Annotated in this window: 18 protein-coding genes and 1 tRNA gene; 14 read left to right on the forward strand and 5 right to left on the reverse strand. The window is 55.3% G+C overall.

From position 1 onward, the window contains the following. Positions 1-38: 38 nt before the first annotated feature. The 7 genes from ACP5VX_RS01200 to ACP5VX_RS01230 all read left to right on the forward strand — a co-directional run bounded on the left by ACP5VX_RS01200 (position 39) and on the right by ACP5VX_RS01230 (position 6,739). Complete coding sequence (locus ACP5VX_RS01200) at positions 39-1,280, forward strand: hypothetical protein (RefSeq protein WP_428724074.1); 1,242 nt, start codon at positions 39-41, stop codon at positions 1,278-1,280. A 132-nt stretch (positions 1,281-1,412) separates the two neighbouring features. Continuing rightward, complete coding sequence (locus ACP5VX_RS01205) at positions 1,413-2,147, forward strand: hypothetical protein (RefSeq protein WP_428724075.1); 735 nt, start codon at positions 1,413-1,415, stop codon at positions 2,145-2,147. Positions 2,148-2,196: 49 nt separating this feature from the next. Beyond that, entirely contained in the window at positions 2,197-3,168 is a 972-nt protein-coding gene (locus ACP5VX_RS01210) for a helix-turn-helix transcriptional regulator (protein WP_428724076.1), read from the forward strand. After that, complete coding sequence (locus ACP5VX_RS01215; RefSeq protein ID WP_428724077.1) at positions 3,165-3,689, forward strand: hypothetical protein; 525 nt, start codon at positions 3,165-3,167, stop codon at positions 3,687-3,689. Before ACP5VX_RS01210 ends, ACP5VX_RS01215 begins: the two co-directional genes overlap by 4 nt. Positions 3,690-3,839: 150 nt before the next feature. After that, complete coding sequence (locus ACP5VX_RS01220) at positions 3,840-5,051, forward strand: DNA primase (RefSeq protein WP_428724078.1); 1,212 nt, start codon at positions 3,840-3,842, stop codon at positions 5,049-5,051. A 1,125-nt stretch (positions 5,052-6,176) separates the two neighbouring features. After that, positions 6,177-6,494, forward strand: coding sequence for a GNAT family N-acetyltransferase (locus ACP5VX_RS01225; protein ID WP_428724135.1), 318 nt, complete (start codon positions 6,177-6,179; stop codon positions 6,492-6,494). Next, positions 6,494-6,739: a MoaD/ThiS family protein gene (locus tag ACP5VX_RS01230; RefSeq protein WP_428724079.1), complete on the forward strand. Its 246-nt coding sequence runs from the start codon at positions 6,494-6,496 to the stop codon at positions 6,737-6,739. Before ACP5VX_RS01225 ends, ACP5VX_RS01230 begins: the two co-directional genes overlap by 1 nt. Here the strand turns inward: ACP5VX_RS01230 and ACP5VX_RS01235 are convergent. Then, complete coding sequence (locus ACP5VX_RS01235) at positions 6,736-7,440, reverse strand: hypothetical protein (RefSeq protein ID WP_428724080.1); 705 nt, start codon at positions 7,438-7,440, stop codon at positions 6,736-6,738. The two genes, ACP5VX_RS01230 and ACP5VX_RS01235, sit on opposite strands and share 4 nt — an antisense overlap. Positions 7,441-7,578: 138 nt before the next feature. Between ACP5VX_RS01235 and ACP5VX_RS01240 the strand changes: the two genes are divergently transcribed. Then, positions 7,579-8,496 (forward strand): tetrahydromethanopterin S-methyltransferase subunit H, encoded by a 918-nt coding sequence (locus ACP5VX_RS01240; RefSeq protein ID WP_428724081.1) that lies wholly within the window; start codon positions 7,579-7,581, stop codon positions 8,494-8,496. Here the strand turns inward: ACP5VX_RS01240 and ACP5VX_RS01245 are convergent. After that, on the reverse strand, positions 8,483-10,042 hold the full coding sequence (locus ACP5VX_RS01245; RefSeq protein WP_428724082.1) for an ASKHA domain-containing protein: 1,560 nt from the start codon (positions 10,040-10,042) through the stop codon (positions 8,483-8,485). The two genes, ACP5VX_RS01240 and ACP5VX_RS01245, sit on opposite strands and share 14 nt — an antisense overlap. Then, on the reverse strand, positions 10,039-10,689 hold the full coding sequence (locus ACP5VX_RS01250) for a cobalamin B12-binding domain-containing protein (RefSeq protein WP_428724083.1): 651 nt from the start codon (positions 10,687-10,689) through the stop codon (positions 10,039-10,041). The genes ACP5VX_RS01245 and ACP5VX_RS01250 overlap by 4 nt, the downstream gene beginning before the upstream one ends. A gap of 75 nt (positions 10,690-10,764) precedes the next feature. On the opposite strand from ACP5VX_RS01250, the gene ACP5VX_RS01255 reads away from it, so the two are divergent. The 5 genes from ACP5VX_RS01255 (at position 10,765) to ACP5VX_RS01275 (ending at position 15,125) form a co-directional block, all read left to right on the forward strand. Beyond that, positions 10,765-11,718, forward strand: a complete 954-nt coding sequence (locus ACP5VX_RS01255) for a methionine synthase (RefSeq protein ID WP_428724084.1) — start codon at positions 10,765-10,767, stop codon at positions 11,716-11,718. Positions 11,719-11,784: 66 nt separating this feature from the next. Beyond that, positions 11,785-11,883 (forward strand) — tRNA-Thr (locus ACP5VX_RS01260). A 19-nt stretch (positions 11,884-11,902) separates the two neighbouring features. Further along, positions 11,903-12,700 carry an aldo/keto reductase gene (locus ACP5VX_RS01265; protein WP_428724085.1) on the forward strand — a complete coding sequence of 266 codons (798 nt, stop codon included), beginning with the start codon at positions 11,903-11,905 and terminating at the stop codon, positions 12,698-12,700. Between the two features lie 83 nt (positions 12,701-12,783). Then, the gene (locus ACP5VX_RS01270; protein WP_428724086.1) at positions 12,784-13,929 is read left to right on the forward strand and encodes a radical SAM protein; all 1,146 of its coding nucleotides are present in this window, start codon (positions 12,784-12,786) and stop codon (positions 13,927-13,929) included. 41 nt (positions 13,930-13,970) lie between these two features. Next, complete coding sequence (locus ACP5VX_RS01275) at positions 13,971-15,125, forward strand: radical SAM protein (protein ID WP_428724087.1); 1,155 nt, start codon at positions 13,971-13,973, stop codon at positions 15,123-15,125. On the opposite strand, the gene ACP5VX_RS01280 is transcribed toward ACP5VX_RS01275, so the two are convergent. Further along, a complete protein-coding gene (locus tag ACP5VX_RS01280; protein ID WP_428724088.1) occupies positions 15,116-15,661 on the reverse strand; it encodes a DUF998 domain-containing protein in 546 nt (181 codons plus the stop codon). The two genes, ACP5VX_RS01275 and ACP5VX_RS01280, sit on opposite strands and share 10 nt — an antisense overlap. Before the next feature lie 62 nt (positions 15,662-15,723). Here ACP5VX_RS01280 and ACP5VX_RS01285 point away from each other — a divergent pair, with 62 nt between their 5' ends. Next, positions 15,724-16,227 (forward strand): COG2426 family protein, encoded by a 504-nt coding sequence (locus ACP5VX_RS01285; protein WP_428724089.1) that lies wholly within the window; start codon positions 15,724-15,726, stop codon positions 16,225-16,227. 3 nt (positions 16,228-16,230) lie between these two features. Here the strand turns inward: ACP5VX_RS01285 and ACP5VX_RS01290 are convergent, their stop codons facing one another. Then, positions 16,231-17,343 (reverse strand): M42 family metallopeptidase, encoded by a 1,113-nt coding sequence (locus ACP5VX_RS01290; protein WP_428724090.1) that lies wholly within the window; start codon positions 17,341-17,343, stop codon positions 16,231-16,233. Positions 17,344-17,413: the final 70 nt, after the last annotated feature.

The following is a 17,413-nucleotide window of genomic DNA, read 5'->3' on the forward strand; positions in this document are numbered from 1 at the left end:
TTAAAACGGTCCACCTGAGTTGAGCCCAGGTGGTGCGTGTGAGAGCCTGGCTGGCAAGCCTAGGTGGCCTCCTAATACTAGCAGGCCTATTGATAGGGCTGGTAGCAATCCCGTTCGCAAAGGCGCAACCGCAGGACCAGTACAGAGCTCCCGAAAACGTCAACGTAGAAGAGGAGGTCGATATCGCTAACGGGACAATAGCCGTGAGGCCGGCGTTCAACATAACGTTTGACCAGGCCCTGAAGCTGGCCTACGACGTCAGGAACGTGACTTACCCGCTGTTCGAGTGGGAGATATCACACAACGTGACAGCTGCTAACGTGACCCTCAACCTCGGGGACAGGTTCCTGGAGAGGGCCCTCAACCTTAGTAGCGAGAACCTAACCAAGAGGGCGACCGTGATGGCTGTCGTTGCCGCGATCCACTACGGCCACGCTGTTCCGCTGGCCCACCCGGTACTGGGTAAGACGCTCGACGCCCTCTTTAACCAGAACGCTACTAGCGAGCAGATGACCACCGCCGTCATAAACCTGGCCTCAGACCTGAAGTCGATACTCTCGCAGGCAGTCTCGACAGCCCAGTCTAGGAACCTGACGGTCCCCGCCGGGCTCAGCAACCTGACGGAGCTCGGCGACAGACTGTTGTCTTACGCTCAGTCCAACCTGTCAGCGGGTAACTTATCGCTGGCCTTCAGGCTGGCTATTAAGGCCTACCACACCTACGTCAAGGCCTACGGCCTGCTCGTGACCAGCGTCTTCGCCCAGGACCTAAAGCTACCCGCAGTTCACGGTATAGACAAGCTCCTCCTCAAAGAGAAGTTCGGCAGGGAGACGCTGGTAAAAGTGTTCGAGAGGCTGCCGGAGGGCCTTAAGGAGGTCGTGATAACCAAGATCAAGACTGGCGAGGCCAACGAGACGGAGCAAGTAGTTGAGGTGGTCAGAGAAATAGCGCTGCAGTGGAAGATCAAGGTGAAGGGCGAGGTCGATGAGTACATTAAGAGCCTCGTACAAAACATGGTAATGAACGCTACTAACCGGAGCGGCGTGTTGAAGGAGATAAGGGTCAAGTTCAGGGGAGGCGAGGACGAGTTCAGGAACGCCATAGCCCAGATCATACAGAGCGGGCTGAGCCAGAACAAGACGCTGGGACAGATAATTGACGAGGTATCCAACTACCTCAGCAACCTGACCAATGGCAAGTTCAACCTAAAAATGGAGATCAAGAACCAAATACACGAAGTCCATGTTGAGGTAGAACACGAACTGGGAAACGAGGACTAAGTGCGGATAGACACATACTATTTTTTTAACCTTTTTACCCTAAACCCCCTTCCTGTAGCAAGGTGACCAAAGGTGAAGGGTCCGTCGTTACTTGCCTTGAGTTTTTTAACGATAATTGTGCTGCTGCCGGGAATGTCCTTATCGCAGCAGGTCTCTAGCATAGGCATTCGAATAGTGTACGACCCTATCGCAGGTGCGGGGGTCGTAACCTACAATATAGTCTTCAGTAGTGTAGTGGCCACACCCGTGAACTTCACCATAGGCTTGTTGCCGGGCAGTAACATCACAGTACTGAATGTCACGAGTAGCGATGGCACCCCACTACCTTACTTCCACGACCAGCAGGCTAACGTGGTCGCCGTCCTCTTGAATAACACGAGCGGCTTCACCCTGACCTACAGTATTAGAGACCTCATGACACCGCTGGTGCCGGGTAGCTACTCCGTGACCCTCGACACCTCGGCAATGCCGGGCAGCGTGAGCGTAGACATTTACGTCCCGGGCCTCTACAACGTGAGCTGTGTAGGCCTCCCCTGCTCTACTAGGCTGGACTTCTCGTCTAACACTACAAGTATACACGTTGACGGGAGGGGGATACTAATCCTCACGCTCACCGTCTACACTCAGGGAGCGGCCCCGCCCACCACACCCCCAACGACGACCTCCCCTGCTATAACCGCTACAACGACAGGCCCGCAGACCACCGCTCCGGCCCCCACAACACCAACACAGTCGCCAGCGGCAACTACTACCCCACCGACAACGCAGGGGGGCCCGTTGGCAACCCCCGCGCTGGTAGCCATAGTACTGGCCGTCCTGGTAGTTCTAGGAGTTATAGGCGTAGTACTGGCCAGGAAGAGGGCTTAAATTTCCTTACACGACTTTTTTACTTAGCGTAAAGGGAGTCGAGGCTTTCATGTTGAGAAAGGCGGCTACAGGGCTCTCCGCTCTCTTGGTTGTAGCCTGCCTCCTGACCGTCTCGCCGGCTCTCAGCTCGCAGCCCCTCATCAGCAATGTGACGTACTACATAATGTACGACCCGCTGGCCCGTAGCGGCTACGCGAGTATCACCTTCAATGTAGACGTTAACACTACGACCCAGTTCTCTATTCAGTTGGTCAACCCGTCTTACGCCAACGCCAGCTTCTTGAACGCGACGTTCTCAAACCCCGCCGCTGTGCTCGTACCTCCCTTGTTCAACTCCTCTACAGGGGTCATCGACTTCGTCGCCAACTCGTCGACGACCGTTAACGTCTACCTCTTGCTCTACGACCTCTTCCAGGAGCTAACGCCGGGCTCGTACGAGGCTGTACTCGACTTCACGATGTTCCGCAACACGTCGTTTACGTCTACAATCACCATACCGGGGGTCTACCAGGTCATCGCCAGGAGGTTCGACTACCCCACGGGGACTGTATCTGTCTCTTACTCCGCCAACACAACAGTGATAACGTTTAGCTCTCCCGGTCTCTACCACGTAATACTGTTAGTACCGATGAACCAGGTGTCTCAGCCGTCCAGCGGAGCGCAGACCTCGCCAACGCCCTGGTGGGTTTGGGCGGTAACTGCTCTTCTAGCGGGCACGGTTGCCGCTGCCCTCTACTACTCGCTGAGGCGGGGGCGGCTGGAGGTGGAGACCTTGCCGCCCAAGAGGCTCGAGGAGGACGACGTGGTTAGAGAGATAGTCCTGGCACTAGGAGAGGCGGGCGAGCAGGGTCTCAGACAGAGCGAGCTGGTCTCGATCACGAAGAGGCCCAAGTCCAGTATCAGTAGGAGGGTCAAGAGGTTGCTCGAAGAAGGCTATGTCGAAGTAGAGCGGGTAGGTAAATACAACGTCCTGAAGCTGACCGAGAAAGGACTTCTTCTCTACAAAAGGTTGAAGAAATGAGCGAGCTCCAGCCAATCTACGGCTACGGCTTCTTTCACGTACACGACTCGGGGCTCGTGGACCAGACAATAGTGTTTCTCTACTCCGACCCAGGCAGACTGTACCTCGAGATCTCCAAAGACCCCGTTAAACGTGGTAGAGAGATCGAGCTCCTCGCCAGGAACATGCAGTATTTCCTCGACGAAGAGCGAGTCTATATTAACAACAAGAGGGTATACCCGGTAGTGAAAGACGTGGACATCGGCGTTGCCGGGCTGGAGAACCTCGCGTACATCGTCTTTAAGATCGTGTTCAAGGGCGAACTGAGAAAGGGGCTAAACCACTACTTGAACGAGTACGAGGAGGAGACCGCCGAGTACGACTACACGGTATACTGGGTTTTCCCCGAAAATGCGAGATTCGTCAGGGCCTCATTGAACGTCCCATACGAGGTCGTGCTCGAGGGCAGGGGGGTCAAGTTCACGGTAGCTAGGGGGACGAGGCTACCGGGTAGGGAGGAGATCGTGTTCGACTTGAGGTAGTTCGGCCCAATCGATCGTGGGTAACGCCGAGGCGCTAAACGTTATAACTCTCGAAGAGTATGAAGGTAAGATTGATGATGTAAGGGGACCTCACAAGAGGTCTTCCTGAACTGTGATGTGGGGCCAAAGCGCTGAACACCTCGTTACGAGTTGGAGAACGACATGCCGAGGAGGCGGGTAATCGACTACAGGCAGTTCCCGTTTCTGATAAAGCGAGAAGAGCTATCAGACCTGCTAAGAGGCGCGCCCTTAGAGGAGCTCGTGGTACAAGAGGACTCGCCCATACGCCTGAGGGTGCTCCAGAACCTCGAAAAGATCGTGACTGAGGGCACTCCAGCGGAGCCCAGCTTACCCCTAGAACACGAGGTCGCGGCCTACTACGCCCTCGCCATGTTGGCGAAGTCGCTGGCCGAGAGAAGGCTTTACACGAAGATCGCTGTAGCGTACTCTAAACAGGCGGGTAATCTGCTAGAAGGGCTTGACGACGAGACGCTGGTCGGTATAGGGCAGAAGCTCGGGCTAGACGTCGAGCTGAACAACCAGCCTTACAAGATCCCCCTCCACTTGAAGAAGGGAACCGTGGTGTACAGGGCCCTGAGCTTCTCTATGGGCTTGAAGTCCTACCTAGCGGTAGTATCCGCAAGGCTCTCCCAGGACAAGAAATACCATATATCCAGCAACGTCGTGTCCAAGGGGAGGGTCTACCTCGACAGGGAGACCTATACGAGAGTGTTGGAGGAGGCGATATACCAGCACGTGCTTAAGACGTTCGAGGCTCTGGAGCCGTTGAGGGTTGACCAAAAACTGCTGGAAGAGGCGCGGAAAATCGCCCAAGTGAAGGGGGCTGCGTCCTCTGACATCGCTAGTGAGCAAGGAGTACAGGTTGTCAAGGAGGACGCATTTCCCCCCTGCGTTAAGAGGGCTATTGAGCGCTTAAGGCAGGGCGAGAACGTCTCCCACGCCGAGAGGTTCCTCATAGCCACCTTCCTGCTTAACATAGGTCTCGAAGTAGACCAGGTCGTGGAGCTCTTCAGCTCCGCACCCGACTTCAACGAGAAGATCACGCGCTACCAGGTCGAGCATTTGGCGGGCCTGAGAGGCGGTAGGAAGAAGTACAGCCCCTATAGCTGCGACAAACTAAAGGCTCTCGGGCTCTGCCCTGTTCTAGACCGGTGCGACGGGAGGAACCCCTTGTCGGTTTACTACAGGAATTTGCGGAGAGGGGGGACAGGCACGCTAAAGATACCGGGAGATCTTGTCCGCGAGGAGGTAGGCAGCGTAGACGGAGAGGGAGACCACCAGGGCGGTGAAGACGAGGTCTCCGACATTAGTGCTCATGGGGAGTCCTACACCACCAGTTAAGGAGGTCTGGTTCCCGTTTAAGAGGGACACCCTCTCGCCGAAATCCAACAATACTTCACCCGAGACAACCCCCTCGTAGACGTAGTACGCTGTAGGACCACTACTCAACTTCGTGAAATCTACGTTTGACCTCAACTCCACATTCGGTGGTATCTCTACTTGGATAAAGGCGGGGGCAGGTCCGTTGAAAGCGAGCCTGATCGAGGTATCGTTGACCTGCTCCACGCTGAGCCTGTCGTGGACTAGCCTGTCGACCCTTATTACAACGCTGGTGTCGTTCCCGACACCGATCGAAATCACCTCCCTCCTTACAATTGAAGTCAAGTTCAACGTGGAGAAGAGGCCGTTAAGGCTGACCCTCACCATCACACTCCCGTCGGGCGACTGAACAGAGTAGGTATACGCATAGAACACTGGGATCATGGTCACCGGCTCGTAGTACAGGTCTTTGATCAGCATTACGTTGGTCTTCTCGTAGCTCTCAACCTGTTTGACCCCCTTGTGTACGAGGTCGACGTCGAACAAGACGATGTTCTCTTTAAACCCGCTCCAGTCTAAGACGTCCCAGCCCAGGCTCTCGTTGAAGGATAGGACTATAGGGGGGTTGAAAATGCCGGTAGAAGCATAGGATAAGTTGCTCTCGGCCTGTAGCGAAGTGGAGTTGACGACGCTCAGTGGAGCGGAGGAGATCGAGTCGATCCGCCTGCTTATGTTTGCGCTATACACAGTTACCCCGTTCACGACAGCTATCTCTATGTCCGCTCTCACCAGGTATGTGACCCTCATGTAGAAAGAACTAGCCCCGCTGTTTACAAAATTTCTCGGAGTGTACTCACCGCTAGTAGCTACTTCGAGAAGGCCGTTGTAGAAAATCGTGGTGTGGGCGATTCTGGTTTGAGACTCGGCGTAGAGGGCCGTGTTGGAGAGAGCCAATACTCCTGCTAGCAGTACTACTAGTAGAAGCCTCTCCATGATTCAAACCGGTTTAATACAATGTCGCGAGTGTTTAAAACGGTTCCACCCACTCCACCTTTAAACAACCTATTTAAAACTCCTACTTCTTTAACCTAAAAGGATCGAGGTGGTTGCTTGGAGGGTATTAAACACACCAGCACCGTGATCTACATGACCCTACCCGACAACACAAAAGCCTTTATCAGGTACAGGGTCGAGAACAACGTTATGAAGCTACTCGAAACGTACACGCCACCTCAGCACAGGGGTAAGGGGATAGCCGGCCAGTTAATGGAGTACGCGGTAAACATGGCGAAGGAAAACGGGTACTTGATAGAGCCGATTTGCAGCTACTCGATTTACTACTTCTTGAAGCACAAAGAAGCGAGAGAGCTGCTTGCCGAACCTTACAGGAGTATGAGCGATGAGGAGCTGAAGAGCCTATTCGAGAAGCGGCTCGAGGAGGAGAAGTCCAAAGAGGGTGGGTAGTGCCAAAGGTCAAGTTCATGCTTTGGCTCAAGGACAAGACGGGGGTCTCCGAAGAGTTCATAAGCGCGGGTAGTCTAACGGAGTTGGTCAACACGTTGAGCTCGAAGTACAGGGTCTTGGACGAGCTCTATCGAAGAGGGGAGCTGATCGTCCTGGTAAACGGGGTGTCGGTCAACCCATCAGCGCCGGTTAGCTTGAAGGATGAGGACGAGGTGGTCCTGCTCCCCCCGGTGTCCGGGGGCTAGAAGCACAGTCGGGCGACTCGCTCTACAGCTGTGTCCAAGTCTAGCGGCGAGGACACCACTACACCGTCAACGACTTTTTTGAGGCTCTCACATACGCCTCTCAATTGGTCTGCCTCGATATAAGGCTGCCCGAGTTGCTCGAACAAGCTCCTACTCTTCTCGAGGGCCAGCAAGACAAACGGGTAAACCCTTACACCTCGCTCTCTAGCAACCTTAGAGACCTCGACCATCTTGTCCATATTGCCCAGACCGAAGTGTATGACCATAACGTAGTCGGGGTTCTTTAACAGGCGGGCTTGTATGCTGTCCATGGAGAACCTCATACTCACGACGAGCCCTAGGTCGACACCTTTCACTCTCTCTTTTATGAAAGTCAGCGCTTCCTCGGAGTTTGCTTCCAGGGTTTCACCGAAGGCTGGCTTGTCACCCCTCAGCAATGTGACACCCTTAAAGCCGAACTCCTTCGCTGTCAGAACCGTTGAGTACGCGTGGAGGAGGTTCACGTCCACAAGCCTAGTGCTAACGTAGACCCCTAACTCAAACTTCGTCCTCAAGTAGACGCCTACTGACGCGGCCAATAGTGCCGGTAGGCCTGCGGGGTTCTCGGGGACGAAGACGCTGAAGCCGAGGTCTTTGAGCCGGGGAGCCAATTTGTCGACCCCCTTCTTTGAGAAAGAGGGGAGCTCGACTATGATCTCCAAACGCCGTCACCGTGTCTCGGTTTATGGCCTTTGTATCCGGCAGTAGGTGTATAAACGTTTCCCACCCCAAATACGCGTCAGCAGGTTAATATGTGGTCGGCGCTATCGTTATAAGTTAGAACCCACGGTGGTGATGAGGTGAACCAGCTCGAAGCGAGTAAATACCGTGTGGGCGACTACTGTATTGGGGGTATACTTGGCGAGTGCCCAACGTGGCTGGTGGGTTCCATATTCTACATGGGAGATAAGCTTCTTACAAGTAGCGGTTTTGACAGGAATTCGGCACGAGAGAAGGTAGAGGAGGCTATTAGTATATGTGAAAAGCACGGGCTTGTGCTAGCCCTCGACGTGGTCTTTCCGCGAGAAGAGCTCGTCGACGACATCCTAAGCTTCGTGGGAGAATTCAACGTCCCGTTGTTCCTGGATTCCCCAGACCCCGCGGTGAGGGCTAAAGCTTATCTAAGGGCTTCCGAGATGGGTCTGAAGAGGTTGTCGATCGCGAACGGCCTGTACGTGGACAGCCCGCGCGAGGAGCTGGAGGCGTTGAGGAATAGCGGGATCGAGACCAGCGTTCTCATGGCGTTCGATCCCAGAGACCCCTATACCTCCATAGAGCCGGAGAAGAGGCTTCAGATAGTGAGAAGGTTGCTTGACACGGCTAGAGACACGGGGGTGAAGAACGTGTTGGTCGACACTGTGGTACTAGACCCGTCCTCGATATATCTGAGCGGTGAAGCGATACGCAGGATCAAGTCCGAGCTCAAGCTACCCTCCGGTAGCGCGCCCGCAAACGCGCTCGGCGGGGCCACTAAGGAGAGGCTGGGCGTTGAGGGGGCGGTTGGTGTTCACGGCGGTGCTGCGGCTTTTCTGAGGATGATGGGGGCGGACTTCGTAATGTACGGTCCCGTCTCTAGAGCAAAGTACGTTGCCCCGGTCGTATCCATGGTGGACTCCCTCCTGGGTTACGGGCTAAGGAGGTCTGGTGTCAGGATAGAGGGTAAGCACCCTGTCAAGGCCCTGTTAAAGGAGTTGCAGCAGATCTTCACAAGGGGCTGAGCCGGAGGCTGTCAATCCACACGTTCATGTAGTCCGCTACCTTGGGTAATTCGACGAAGACCATCTTTCCCGCGATCTCCCTGAAGTCGACCAGGTACTCTCTGTCCAAGAACGCAACCCTCAACCCTGGGAGAACCAGGTTGCCTACGACCAACACTCTTTCTCTGTCAACTTGGGGTACCAGCCCTATAGCCATGGCGTCCTCAATGTCAAGGGCCGCGCCGAAATTGCCGGCGACCACAACATGCCTCAGGTCGCTTGACGACACCCCGGCCTCCCTCATGAGGATTCTAATACCAGATTTAACTGCTGCAACAGCCTTCTGTAAGTTCCTCACGTCTAGCTGGGATACGTAGAGGTCCTTAGAGGGGTCGATGTAGAATACCTTCAGCCCGCCTTCAATGGTCGCATAGCCGGTAGTGAACTTGCCGTTCTCGTCCACTAGTCCATGACGTCTCAAGTCGGCGACTATGCTTACGAGCGCCGGACCTAAAATGCCTGAGGCTGATACCAGGTACTTGTAGCTGAAGACGGGCCTGCCGTTCTCCAGCCTGTCTATTCTCGCCTCATATACGCCTCCTTGGACTATAGTGGACCCTCTCGAGACCCCCGTTTCGAAAGCTGGACCGCTCGGCGTGCTGGTCCCGTACACGACTTCTCCCTTGACGAGGAAGATCTCGGTGTTGGTGCCTATATCGATCAGCAGGTAGGGGGTCTCTAACCTCAGTTCTAAGGTGGCGATGAGGTCCGCGTAAGCGTCGCCTCCGAGGTAGCCGTGTAACATGGGAAACCCCAGCACAAGCCTACCCCCCAGGCTGTCTAATATAGGGCCGCGAGTTGGGGGCTGGTAAGGGTATTCGGCCAGGCTGTCGAGTTTTAGACCGAAGAAGATCGACTCCATTACGCTGTTCCCTGCTAGTAGCACTAGGTCTGCGTTGTGCTTGTCTGCTATCTCGGACACTAGGCTACGTAGTCTCGTCGTCATATCGTCCATATGCCGTTTGTCTTCCAACGCCTTCGTCAACCTCGTTATGATGTCGGCCCCGTAGTCTTGGAGCGGGGTGAAGACGGAGTCCTCGGCCAGTACATCGCCCTCAAGGTCCACGACCTGGTACGCTGTCTTTGTAGTCCCCAGGTCTACTAAGAGAGCCCGCTGGAGGTCCGTGGTAAGCTCTACCACGCGGTCTAGAACCCTGAACAGCCCGGGTCCGACTTTTGTTACAACGGGCTCGACCCTTCTAGGGTTAACGACAATGGTGTTTATCTTGACGGGCTTTGCTAGCCCCGGGAAAAGCTCTACCTCGACGTCGCTTAGGACTCTAGTCTGGCAGGCCAGCCTTACAGGTCCCGTATAGCCTAGTGCCCTCTCGTACTTTGAAGGTGGAGACGTCAAGCCTTTCTTAACGACAACGCGGCAAAGGCCACAGAGACCCCTACCTCCACACGGTAGCGCTATAAGGCCGTTCTTTGCAAGTATCTCGCCCAGATTACCGCCGCTAACCCCCCTCAGCACCCTGTTACCTACAACGATATTGACCTCGCTCAAGCCTGAACCTCCATTAACTTCTCCACTAGTTTAACGGCCTCTATTGCGTTAGGGGCCCAGCCGTCGGCCCCGATCTCTTTCGCGAACTCTGGAGTCGTGGCCGCCCCGCCTACAATAACCTTCACTCTACTCCTTAACCCACGCCTTGTAAGCTCATCTATGACGGTTTTCATGTACCTGGCAGTCGTCGTGAGCAGGGCGCTCATGCCTACGATGTCGGGCTTGTATTTCTCGACGGCCTCAATGAACTTCTCCACGGAGACGTCTACGCCTAGGTCTATAACCTCGTGTCCAGCCGCCTGGAGCATGATGGCTACAAGCGTCTTGCCTATGTCGTGGACGTCTCCCTTCACAGTCCCTATGACGATCCTTGCCCTCTTCACGGCCTTCATTCTCGAGGCCTCCTCTCTCAACTTGGGCTCGAGGATCCTCATGGCCTCCTTGAAGATACTAGCCGCCTCGATCAGCTCAGCTATGAAGTAGTCTCCGCTCTCGTAAAGCCTCCCGATCTCCTCCATGGCTTTGCTCAGGGAGTCGAGTATTATCTTGGAGGCGGGGATACCCTCGTCTAGAGCGGCTTTCACGTTTCTCAAAACGCAGTCTTTCTCGAGGTTCACCAGGCACTCTCTTGCCTCTTCGAGGCTCAACTGCTTACCCTCTCGGTTATATTATATCCCTCACATAGTATCTGTACAAATTAAGCGTTAGAAGGTGACCAGCACGTGAAGACGAGCCACGTGGGCAGCTTCCCGTTGGAGTTCAGCTTGGAGAACGTGAGCTTGATAGCGAGAGACCTCTACGAGGTGGGCGTGGATGTACCCCCCTACCCGCAGTTGAGGAACTTCATAGAAATATACATGGAGCCCCTAGTAGCCGGTGGCTTTGTAACGCTGAGAGGTGAGAGCTATTTCCTAAGCAAGAGCCTGGGGGCCGAGGACGTGGTTTTCGAGGGTAGGATAGAGGAGGCGGAGGTCTTTGTAGACCACGCGCGGAGTTTAGGCTTCAGGGGTTTAAGAGCCCCGGTTACAGGTCCTTTCACGCTCTCGAGTAAGGTCTTGCTCGCGGAGGGGGGCGGGCTAGAGTCTACGGGCCTAGCGAACGCGGACGTTGTGAGAGCCATGGCGAGGTACGTCAATAGCGTCCTGAAGTACATGGAGAGGCTGGGCTTCAACTACCTCTTCATAGACGAGCCCATACTAGGGGTGGTTGTGGGCGCGCGTAGATTTCTCTTCGGCTGGGATGAGGGAAGCATAGCAGACGTGATTGAGACCGTTTTCAAAGGGATAGGCGGGTACCACGGGATCCACGTCTGTGGCAGGGTCAGTAGGAGGCTATTCGACCTGCTAGTCGACGTCCCCGCGGTAGACTTCCTCAACTTCGAGTTTCACGACTCTCCAGAAAACCTAAATATAGTGGACGGCGAGAGACTGTCGTCCAGAGGCAAAGTTCTGGCTCCAGGTGTGGCCAGTAGCAAGAGGCCTGAAGTAGAAAGTGTAGAGGAAATTAGAGGTCTACTGAGAGAGCTTCTCGCGAAGGCAAGAGGTAGAGTCGACCTGGTCTCTGCCGACTGCGGCTTCGGTGGGCTGTCAACCGCCTCGGGCTCTAGGAGGGAAGCCTACGAGGTCGCGTTGAGGAAGCTCGCTAACATTAAGAAAGCGGTACTCGACCTCTCTTAGCACGTCCCCCGAGGAACGGTTGTCGACGTTTATAAGACTCTCATGGACTCTTAATTATATTCTAGAGCCGCCGTAGCTCAGCCGGGTAGAGCGCCGGCCTTGTAAGCCTCGTCTCCTAAGGCCCGGGAGAGCCGGTGGTCGCGGGTTCAAGTCCCGCCGGCGGCTCTACTAGAAGGGGAACGCCGTGCAGGTCGAGTTCAAGGTTATTGGTAGCGACAAGGTCTCTGCCATTGGTCTAGGAACCTGGGCCATCAGAGACTACGGTAAGGCGTACGAGGCCTACCTGTACGCTCTGAGTAGTGGGGTCAACAACATCGACACGGCCGAGATGTACGACGGTGGGAAAGCCGAGGAATTTGTCGGCAAGCTAGTCAAAGCCGTCGGCAGAGACAACGTGTTCATCACGACGAAGATGTTGCCCGATAGGCTTGTCGACAAAGACCTCATCATCAAGGCCGCCAGAGCTGCCTTGAGAAGATTAGGGGTAAACTACGTGGACTTGTACCTGATCCACTGGCCTAACACGTCTATAAGTATAGAAGAGCAGGTCAGGAACTTCGAGATCGTGGCGAAAGAGGGGCTGACTAGGTACATTGGCGTTAGCAACTTCGACCTCAGCGAGCTAGACAGGGCAATACACGCTCTCTCAAGAGAGAGGATAGTTGTAGACCAAGTCCACTACAGCGTACTACATAAAGGAGAGGTAGAAGAGACTCTCCTCCCGTTCTGCCGCGCGAACAACATCGCGATCCAGGCGTATATGCCGCTCGAGAGGGGCGCCGTTGTAACTCACCCGGTGGTACAAAGGATCGCCTCCAAGTACGGGAGGACACCCGTACAGGTCGCCTTGAACTACCTGATAAGCCAGGACAACGTCATCCCCATACCCAAGGCTGAGAAAATAGAACACGTAAAGGAGATAATGGGCTCTATGGGCTGGAGGATGAGGAGAGAAGACCTAGAGGAACTCAAGAGAATATAGCTCGGGTAGACATCTATCTCCTCGCTCTGGAGGGGTGCGTAAAAGGGGTCACAGCACGTTAAACATCTTTTGAGTGGTCTTGTTTGTTCAACACCATCAAGCTACTGGAGCTGAAGGAGAAGCTCAGAGAGGAGGTCCGGGGCCTACTGAGCGAGAGAGAAGCCCGAGAGGCCGAGAACGATCCCCACGCTAAAAGGAGGCCTAGGCCTTGCGGTCTGACCATCCACACCTCGATCGGATGCTTCTTTCAGTGTAGGTACTGCTACATATACGATATGGGGTTCCCAGCGAAGGCGAGCCCGTATCCGCTTAGCGGTATACAGGTCGTCTACGCGCTCCTCTCAAACAAGTACTTCATACCGTCTCTGCATGGGACATACCTCGCAATCGGTAGCGTATCAGAGCCTTTCCACCCCCTAGTAAAGGAGCGGACTATCGAGTACGTTCGGGCGTTCTACACGTACTTGGGTAACCCAGTCCAGTTCTCGACCAAGGCATATATCAGCAGAGACGATGCCGCGAGAATAGCCGATGCGAGTAGGGGGCTAATATCCCCGCTTGTCTCAGTCGTCACTCTGAGCAAGTGGAGCGAACTAGAACCCTACGCACCGAGGCCCGAACTCAGGTTCGAGACTATTAAGAACCTTAGAGAGGCAGGGTTAAAGCCGTTCCTCTTCCTCAGACCCATAATACCTGGCGTCACTGAGCGCGAGTACAAGGAGATAGTTGACAAAGCCCTCGAGTACGGCGCGGTGGGAGTCGTAGCGGGCGGGTTGAGGGTTACGAAAGGCATTATAAAGAATTTGAAGGAGTCGGGCGTCGATATAAGGGAGGTCTTGAAAAGGGTAGACGTCCCAGTCGAGAAGATGAAAAACGGGGTCCAGTACGATGTCTACACAGGCGACATTAAGTCCAGTATCCAGAAGTACGCGTTGAAGAGGGGCTTGCTGTTTTTCCCCTCAGCCTGCATGGCGAACTTGTACACCCACGGGATGAGGTGCTGGAAGATGGGTTTGTACGGAGTCGAATTAAGCGGAATGAGGAGGCCCAGCGTCGAGGAGGCGACCTCGCTCTTGGAGAGGCTGGGGTTCAAAGCTTCCTCGGTGACGTTGGGGACGGCCGCAATAGTAGCCGAGGGGAAGTGCGTGAATTGCGACCCTACGTTTGTATCCGAGGTTCTCCTACACGAGTTCAAGATGTGCCCCAGGCTCAGGCTGAGCCGGGGTTAACAGGCTTTAACCCCTATAACCCCTCTTACCACGAGATCAAAGTGGGAGAGCCTAGGAGTAGTGCCGGAGAGATGGGCACGTGCTCTTTCTGCGGGAGGTCCTCGAGGACGATCTCGTCCTTTCTGGGAGTTTGCGTAGACTGTCTTAGGAGTAACAAGAGCGCGCTCCACCATGTATTAAAGATCCACGAAGAGGTCCGAAGAGAGCTGGGCAAACAGCAGGAGCCTACCGGCAACGGCTTGAAGTGTACCGTGTGCGGTAGGTCTTGCTCTCTACGCGACGGGGAGGTCGGCTATTGCGGGCTCAGATACTCGACTGCCGGGAAGGTGTCCGCCTTCCTCAGGGCAGATACTATGCTAGGCCACGTGTACTACGACCCCCACCCAACGAACTGTGTAGCGGTCGAGGTGTGCCCGGCGGCTAAAGGGGTTGGCTACCCGGTCTACGCCCTCACCCCCAACGGGGAGCCGGGCTACTACAACATCGCTGTATTCTTCGGTTCTTGTAATTTGAACTGCCTCTTCTGCCAGAACTGGGAACACCACCTTATAGCAGTTAGAAAGTGGCCTCGCTTCACTATCGACGACCTCGTGAAGGCTGTAAACGGGCAGACGACCTGCGTCTGCTTCTTCGGTGGAGACCCGTCCGTGTTCTCCACCGCAGCTATCATCGCCGCTAGAAGAATGGTAAAAAGGGCAAAAGAAGTCGGGCTCAGGGTTTTCAGAGTCTGCTGGGAGACCAACGGGCTCTGGAATCCGGCGATTTTCGAAAAGGCGGTCGAGCTCTCGCTCGAGACGGGGGGCATAGTCAAGGTCGACATGAAGGCGTGGAGCCCAGAGGTCTACAGTGCGCTGACGGGGGTGAGGCCCGAACACGTCCACCTGATCAGGGAGAACGTGGAGAGAGCGGCGAAGCTATTTGAAAAGAGGAGGGAGCCCCCGCTACTGGTCGTATCGGTACTTCTTGTACCGGGGTACGTAGACGACTACGAGCTAGACGGTATCACGAAGTTCGTCGCGGGCCTGAACCCCGACATACCTGTCGTCTTTCTGGGCTTCCACCCGGACTTCTACCTCAACGACCTACCAAGGACGAGTTGGTCTCACGCTAGGAGGGCGTTGAAAATCGCGGAGGAGAACGGGCTTAGAAGAGTCTATTTGGGGAACACGTTCCTCCTCGGAAACGCTTACGACTGACCTGAAGCGGTCTTCCCGAGGTCTCTAGCCAGTGTGGCGAGCATCGATACGAGCGAGACTAGCTCGGGGACGGCGGCGCCCGGCGGAAAGTTGGACGCGAAGTGTGCCGTCCAGACCCCTAAATTGACGAGCCCGAGGGCGGCAATCACGGCCCCCTCGACAGAGGTCTCCATGGCGTGTACCACCATGTAGGCTATTGAGGCCAAGAAGAAGACGAGAGAGACGTAGAAGTGTAGCCTCCCGTAGTCCTCCGGGTAGACACCTATCATGGTCAGAGAGTAGCCTCCTAACACGAGCAGGGCTCTGTATGGGGCGGCGAGGGGGCGTGCCACCGAGGTGGCGTACACCAACAGTATAGCCCCCGTGGTGGACACCAACCCGTTAAACACCACAGCCGTCAGGCCGTTCTCGATTCTCCCAAGATCGCTGAATGCGTTCTCCCAGATGTTAAACCAGGGGGTGCACAGGGCTAGGAGCAGTAGCGAGAGGAGAGACGCGATAAAGGGTGAGACGAGGATTAAGGGTCTTGCCTCCACCGAGGACACCAAGTTTTTATTCGACCGCGGGTCTCTTAAATAGGTAGTGCGCGGTGTTCCACGTGGGCAGTGTAGCGTACGAGCTACTACTCGTCCTTCTGATGGGGTTCTTGCCCGTGGCCGAGATACGAGGGGCCGTACCGCTTGCGTACTACTTCTTCAGACAGGACCAGGCGCTCTACATGGTGGCGCTGGCCGCAGGTTTATTGGGTAATCTAGCGGTGGCCCCCATAGCCGTTCTCGCCCTGAGGTTCGTTGAGAGGAAGATTGTAAACAACAGTAGAGCCCCCGGTTTTCTGAAGGGACTCTACTGGAAAGTCGTGGACTACGCTAGGAAAAAGGCGAGGGGGCACGAGAAGCTAGAGTTCGCCGGCCTGGCAGTATTCGTCGCGATACCCTTACCAGGTACTGGGGCGTGGACTGGCGCGCTCGTAGCGCACGTGCTGGGTATGGACCTTAGAAAGGGGGTTCTCAGTATCGAGCTAGGCGTACTCGGGGCTTTCCTAATAGTCTTAGCGGTAGTCGAGACTGGTGCCACGGTGTTAAGGGTGTTTTTCGGGCTGTGAGAGCTACTTCACGACTCGCATCTTAATCCTCTTAAGCCACTCGACGCTCGCTTTCTCGGCTATCTTCTCCGTGAGTAGTACCGCGTAGGCGAGGTCGTTTAAGTCTATTACTTCCGTGGGGGAGTGTATGTACCTGGCAGGCACCGAGACAACGCCAGCCGGTACCCCTTCCCTGTTCAACGCTATTATCGAGGCGTCGGTAGTCCCCCCAGGTATGACCTCTAGCTGGTAGGGTATCTTCTCCTCTTCGGCAACTTTGATCATGAAGTTGAGTATCTCGGGGTGTGTGATGAGGCCTGACGCGTTCCTCCCGTCGGCTATCTTGATCGCGGGGCCCTTACCCAACCTCGTGAACTGCTCACTCTTCGCCACACCGGGGAAGTCGCTCGCGATAGTGACGTCAAGGGCTATCGCCGCGCTGGGGGCGATTGCGAAGGCGGCAGTCCTAGCCCCCTTGAGCCCGACCTCCTCTTGGACGGTGGCTACCGCATAGACGTCGGCCTCGTTGTTGTCAATGAGCTGGAAGGCCTTGAGCATCACGGCAAGGCCCGCCCGATCGTCGAACGCCTTGCCTGTGACTCTATCTCCGGCCAACCTCTCCATGGTCCTGTCGAACACCGCCACGTCGCCAACTCTCACCCCCATTTTCTCCACCTCTTCCCGAGATGACGCGCCGATGTCGACGAAGAGCTCTTTTATCTCGGGTATCTTCTGGGCCTCCTCCGGCTTGACTACGTGAGGGGGCTTCAAGCCTATGACGCCTTTCACAGTCCTCCCGCTCCTAGTCACTATGACTACGCGCTGGTGTAGTAGGGTCCTCTCGAGGACCCCGCCTATCGGGGTGACGCGTAGGAAGCCGTCGTCCTCGATATAGGACACGAACAGCCCTATCTCGTCCATGTGGGCCGCGAGCATCAAGCTGGCCCCTCCCTTGCTTCCCTTCTTTAACGCGATCACGTTGCCTAAGGAGTCCACCCACACCTTGTCTGCGCTCCTCTCCAGCTCGCTTATTACGGTATCGTGGATCAAGTACTCAAACCCGCTTGGTGCGTGGACGCTTGTCAGCTTCTGGAGTAAACTGTACATTTCCTCCTTTAACTTACCAAGCTCGACCATAGGATACACCGAGTTGTTTAGGATATGCCCTGTGGAATATAAGTGCTAAGCCTCAGGGCAGGGTAATGCC

The organism is Thermogladius sp., assembly GCF_049970955.1.
In the GTDB taxonomy this organism is placed as follows: Archaea; Thermoproteota; Thermoprotei_A; order Sulfolobales; family Desulfurococcaceae; genus Thermogladius.

Excerpts from the sequence above, each read along its gene's own strand:
- ACP5VX_RS01210 (WP_428724076.1), top strand. The coding sequence starts at position 2,197 with ATGTTGAGAAAGGCGGCTACAGGGCTCTCCGCTCTCTTGGTTGTAGCC.
- ACP5VX_RS01290 (WP_428724090.1), bottom strand. The coding sequence starts at position 17,343 with ATGGTCGAGCTTGGTAAGTTAAAGGAGGAAATGTACAGTTTACTCCAG.
- ACP5VX_RS01205 (WP_428724075.1), top strand. The coding sequence starts at position 1,413 with ATGTCCTTATCGCAGCAGGTCTCTAGCATAGGCATTCGAATAGTGTAC.
- ACP5VX_RS01225 (WP_428724135.1), top strand. The coding sequence starts at position 6,177 with ATGACCCTACCCGACAACACAAAAGCCTTTATCAGGTACAGGGTCGAG.
- ACP5VX_RS01215 (WP_428724077.1), top strand. The coding sequence starts at position 3,165 with ATGAGCGAGCTCCAGCCAATCTACGGCTACGGCTTCTTTCACGTACAC.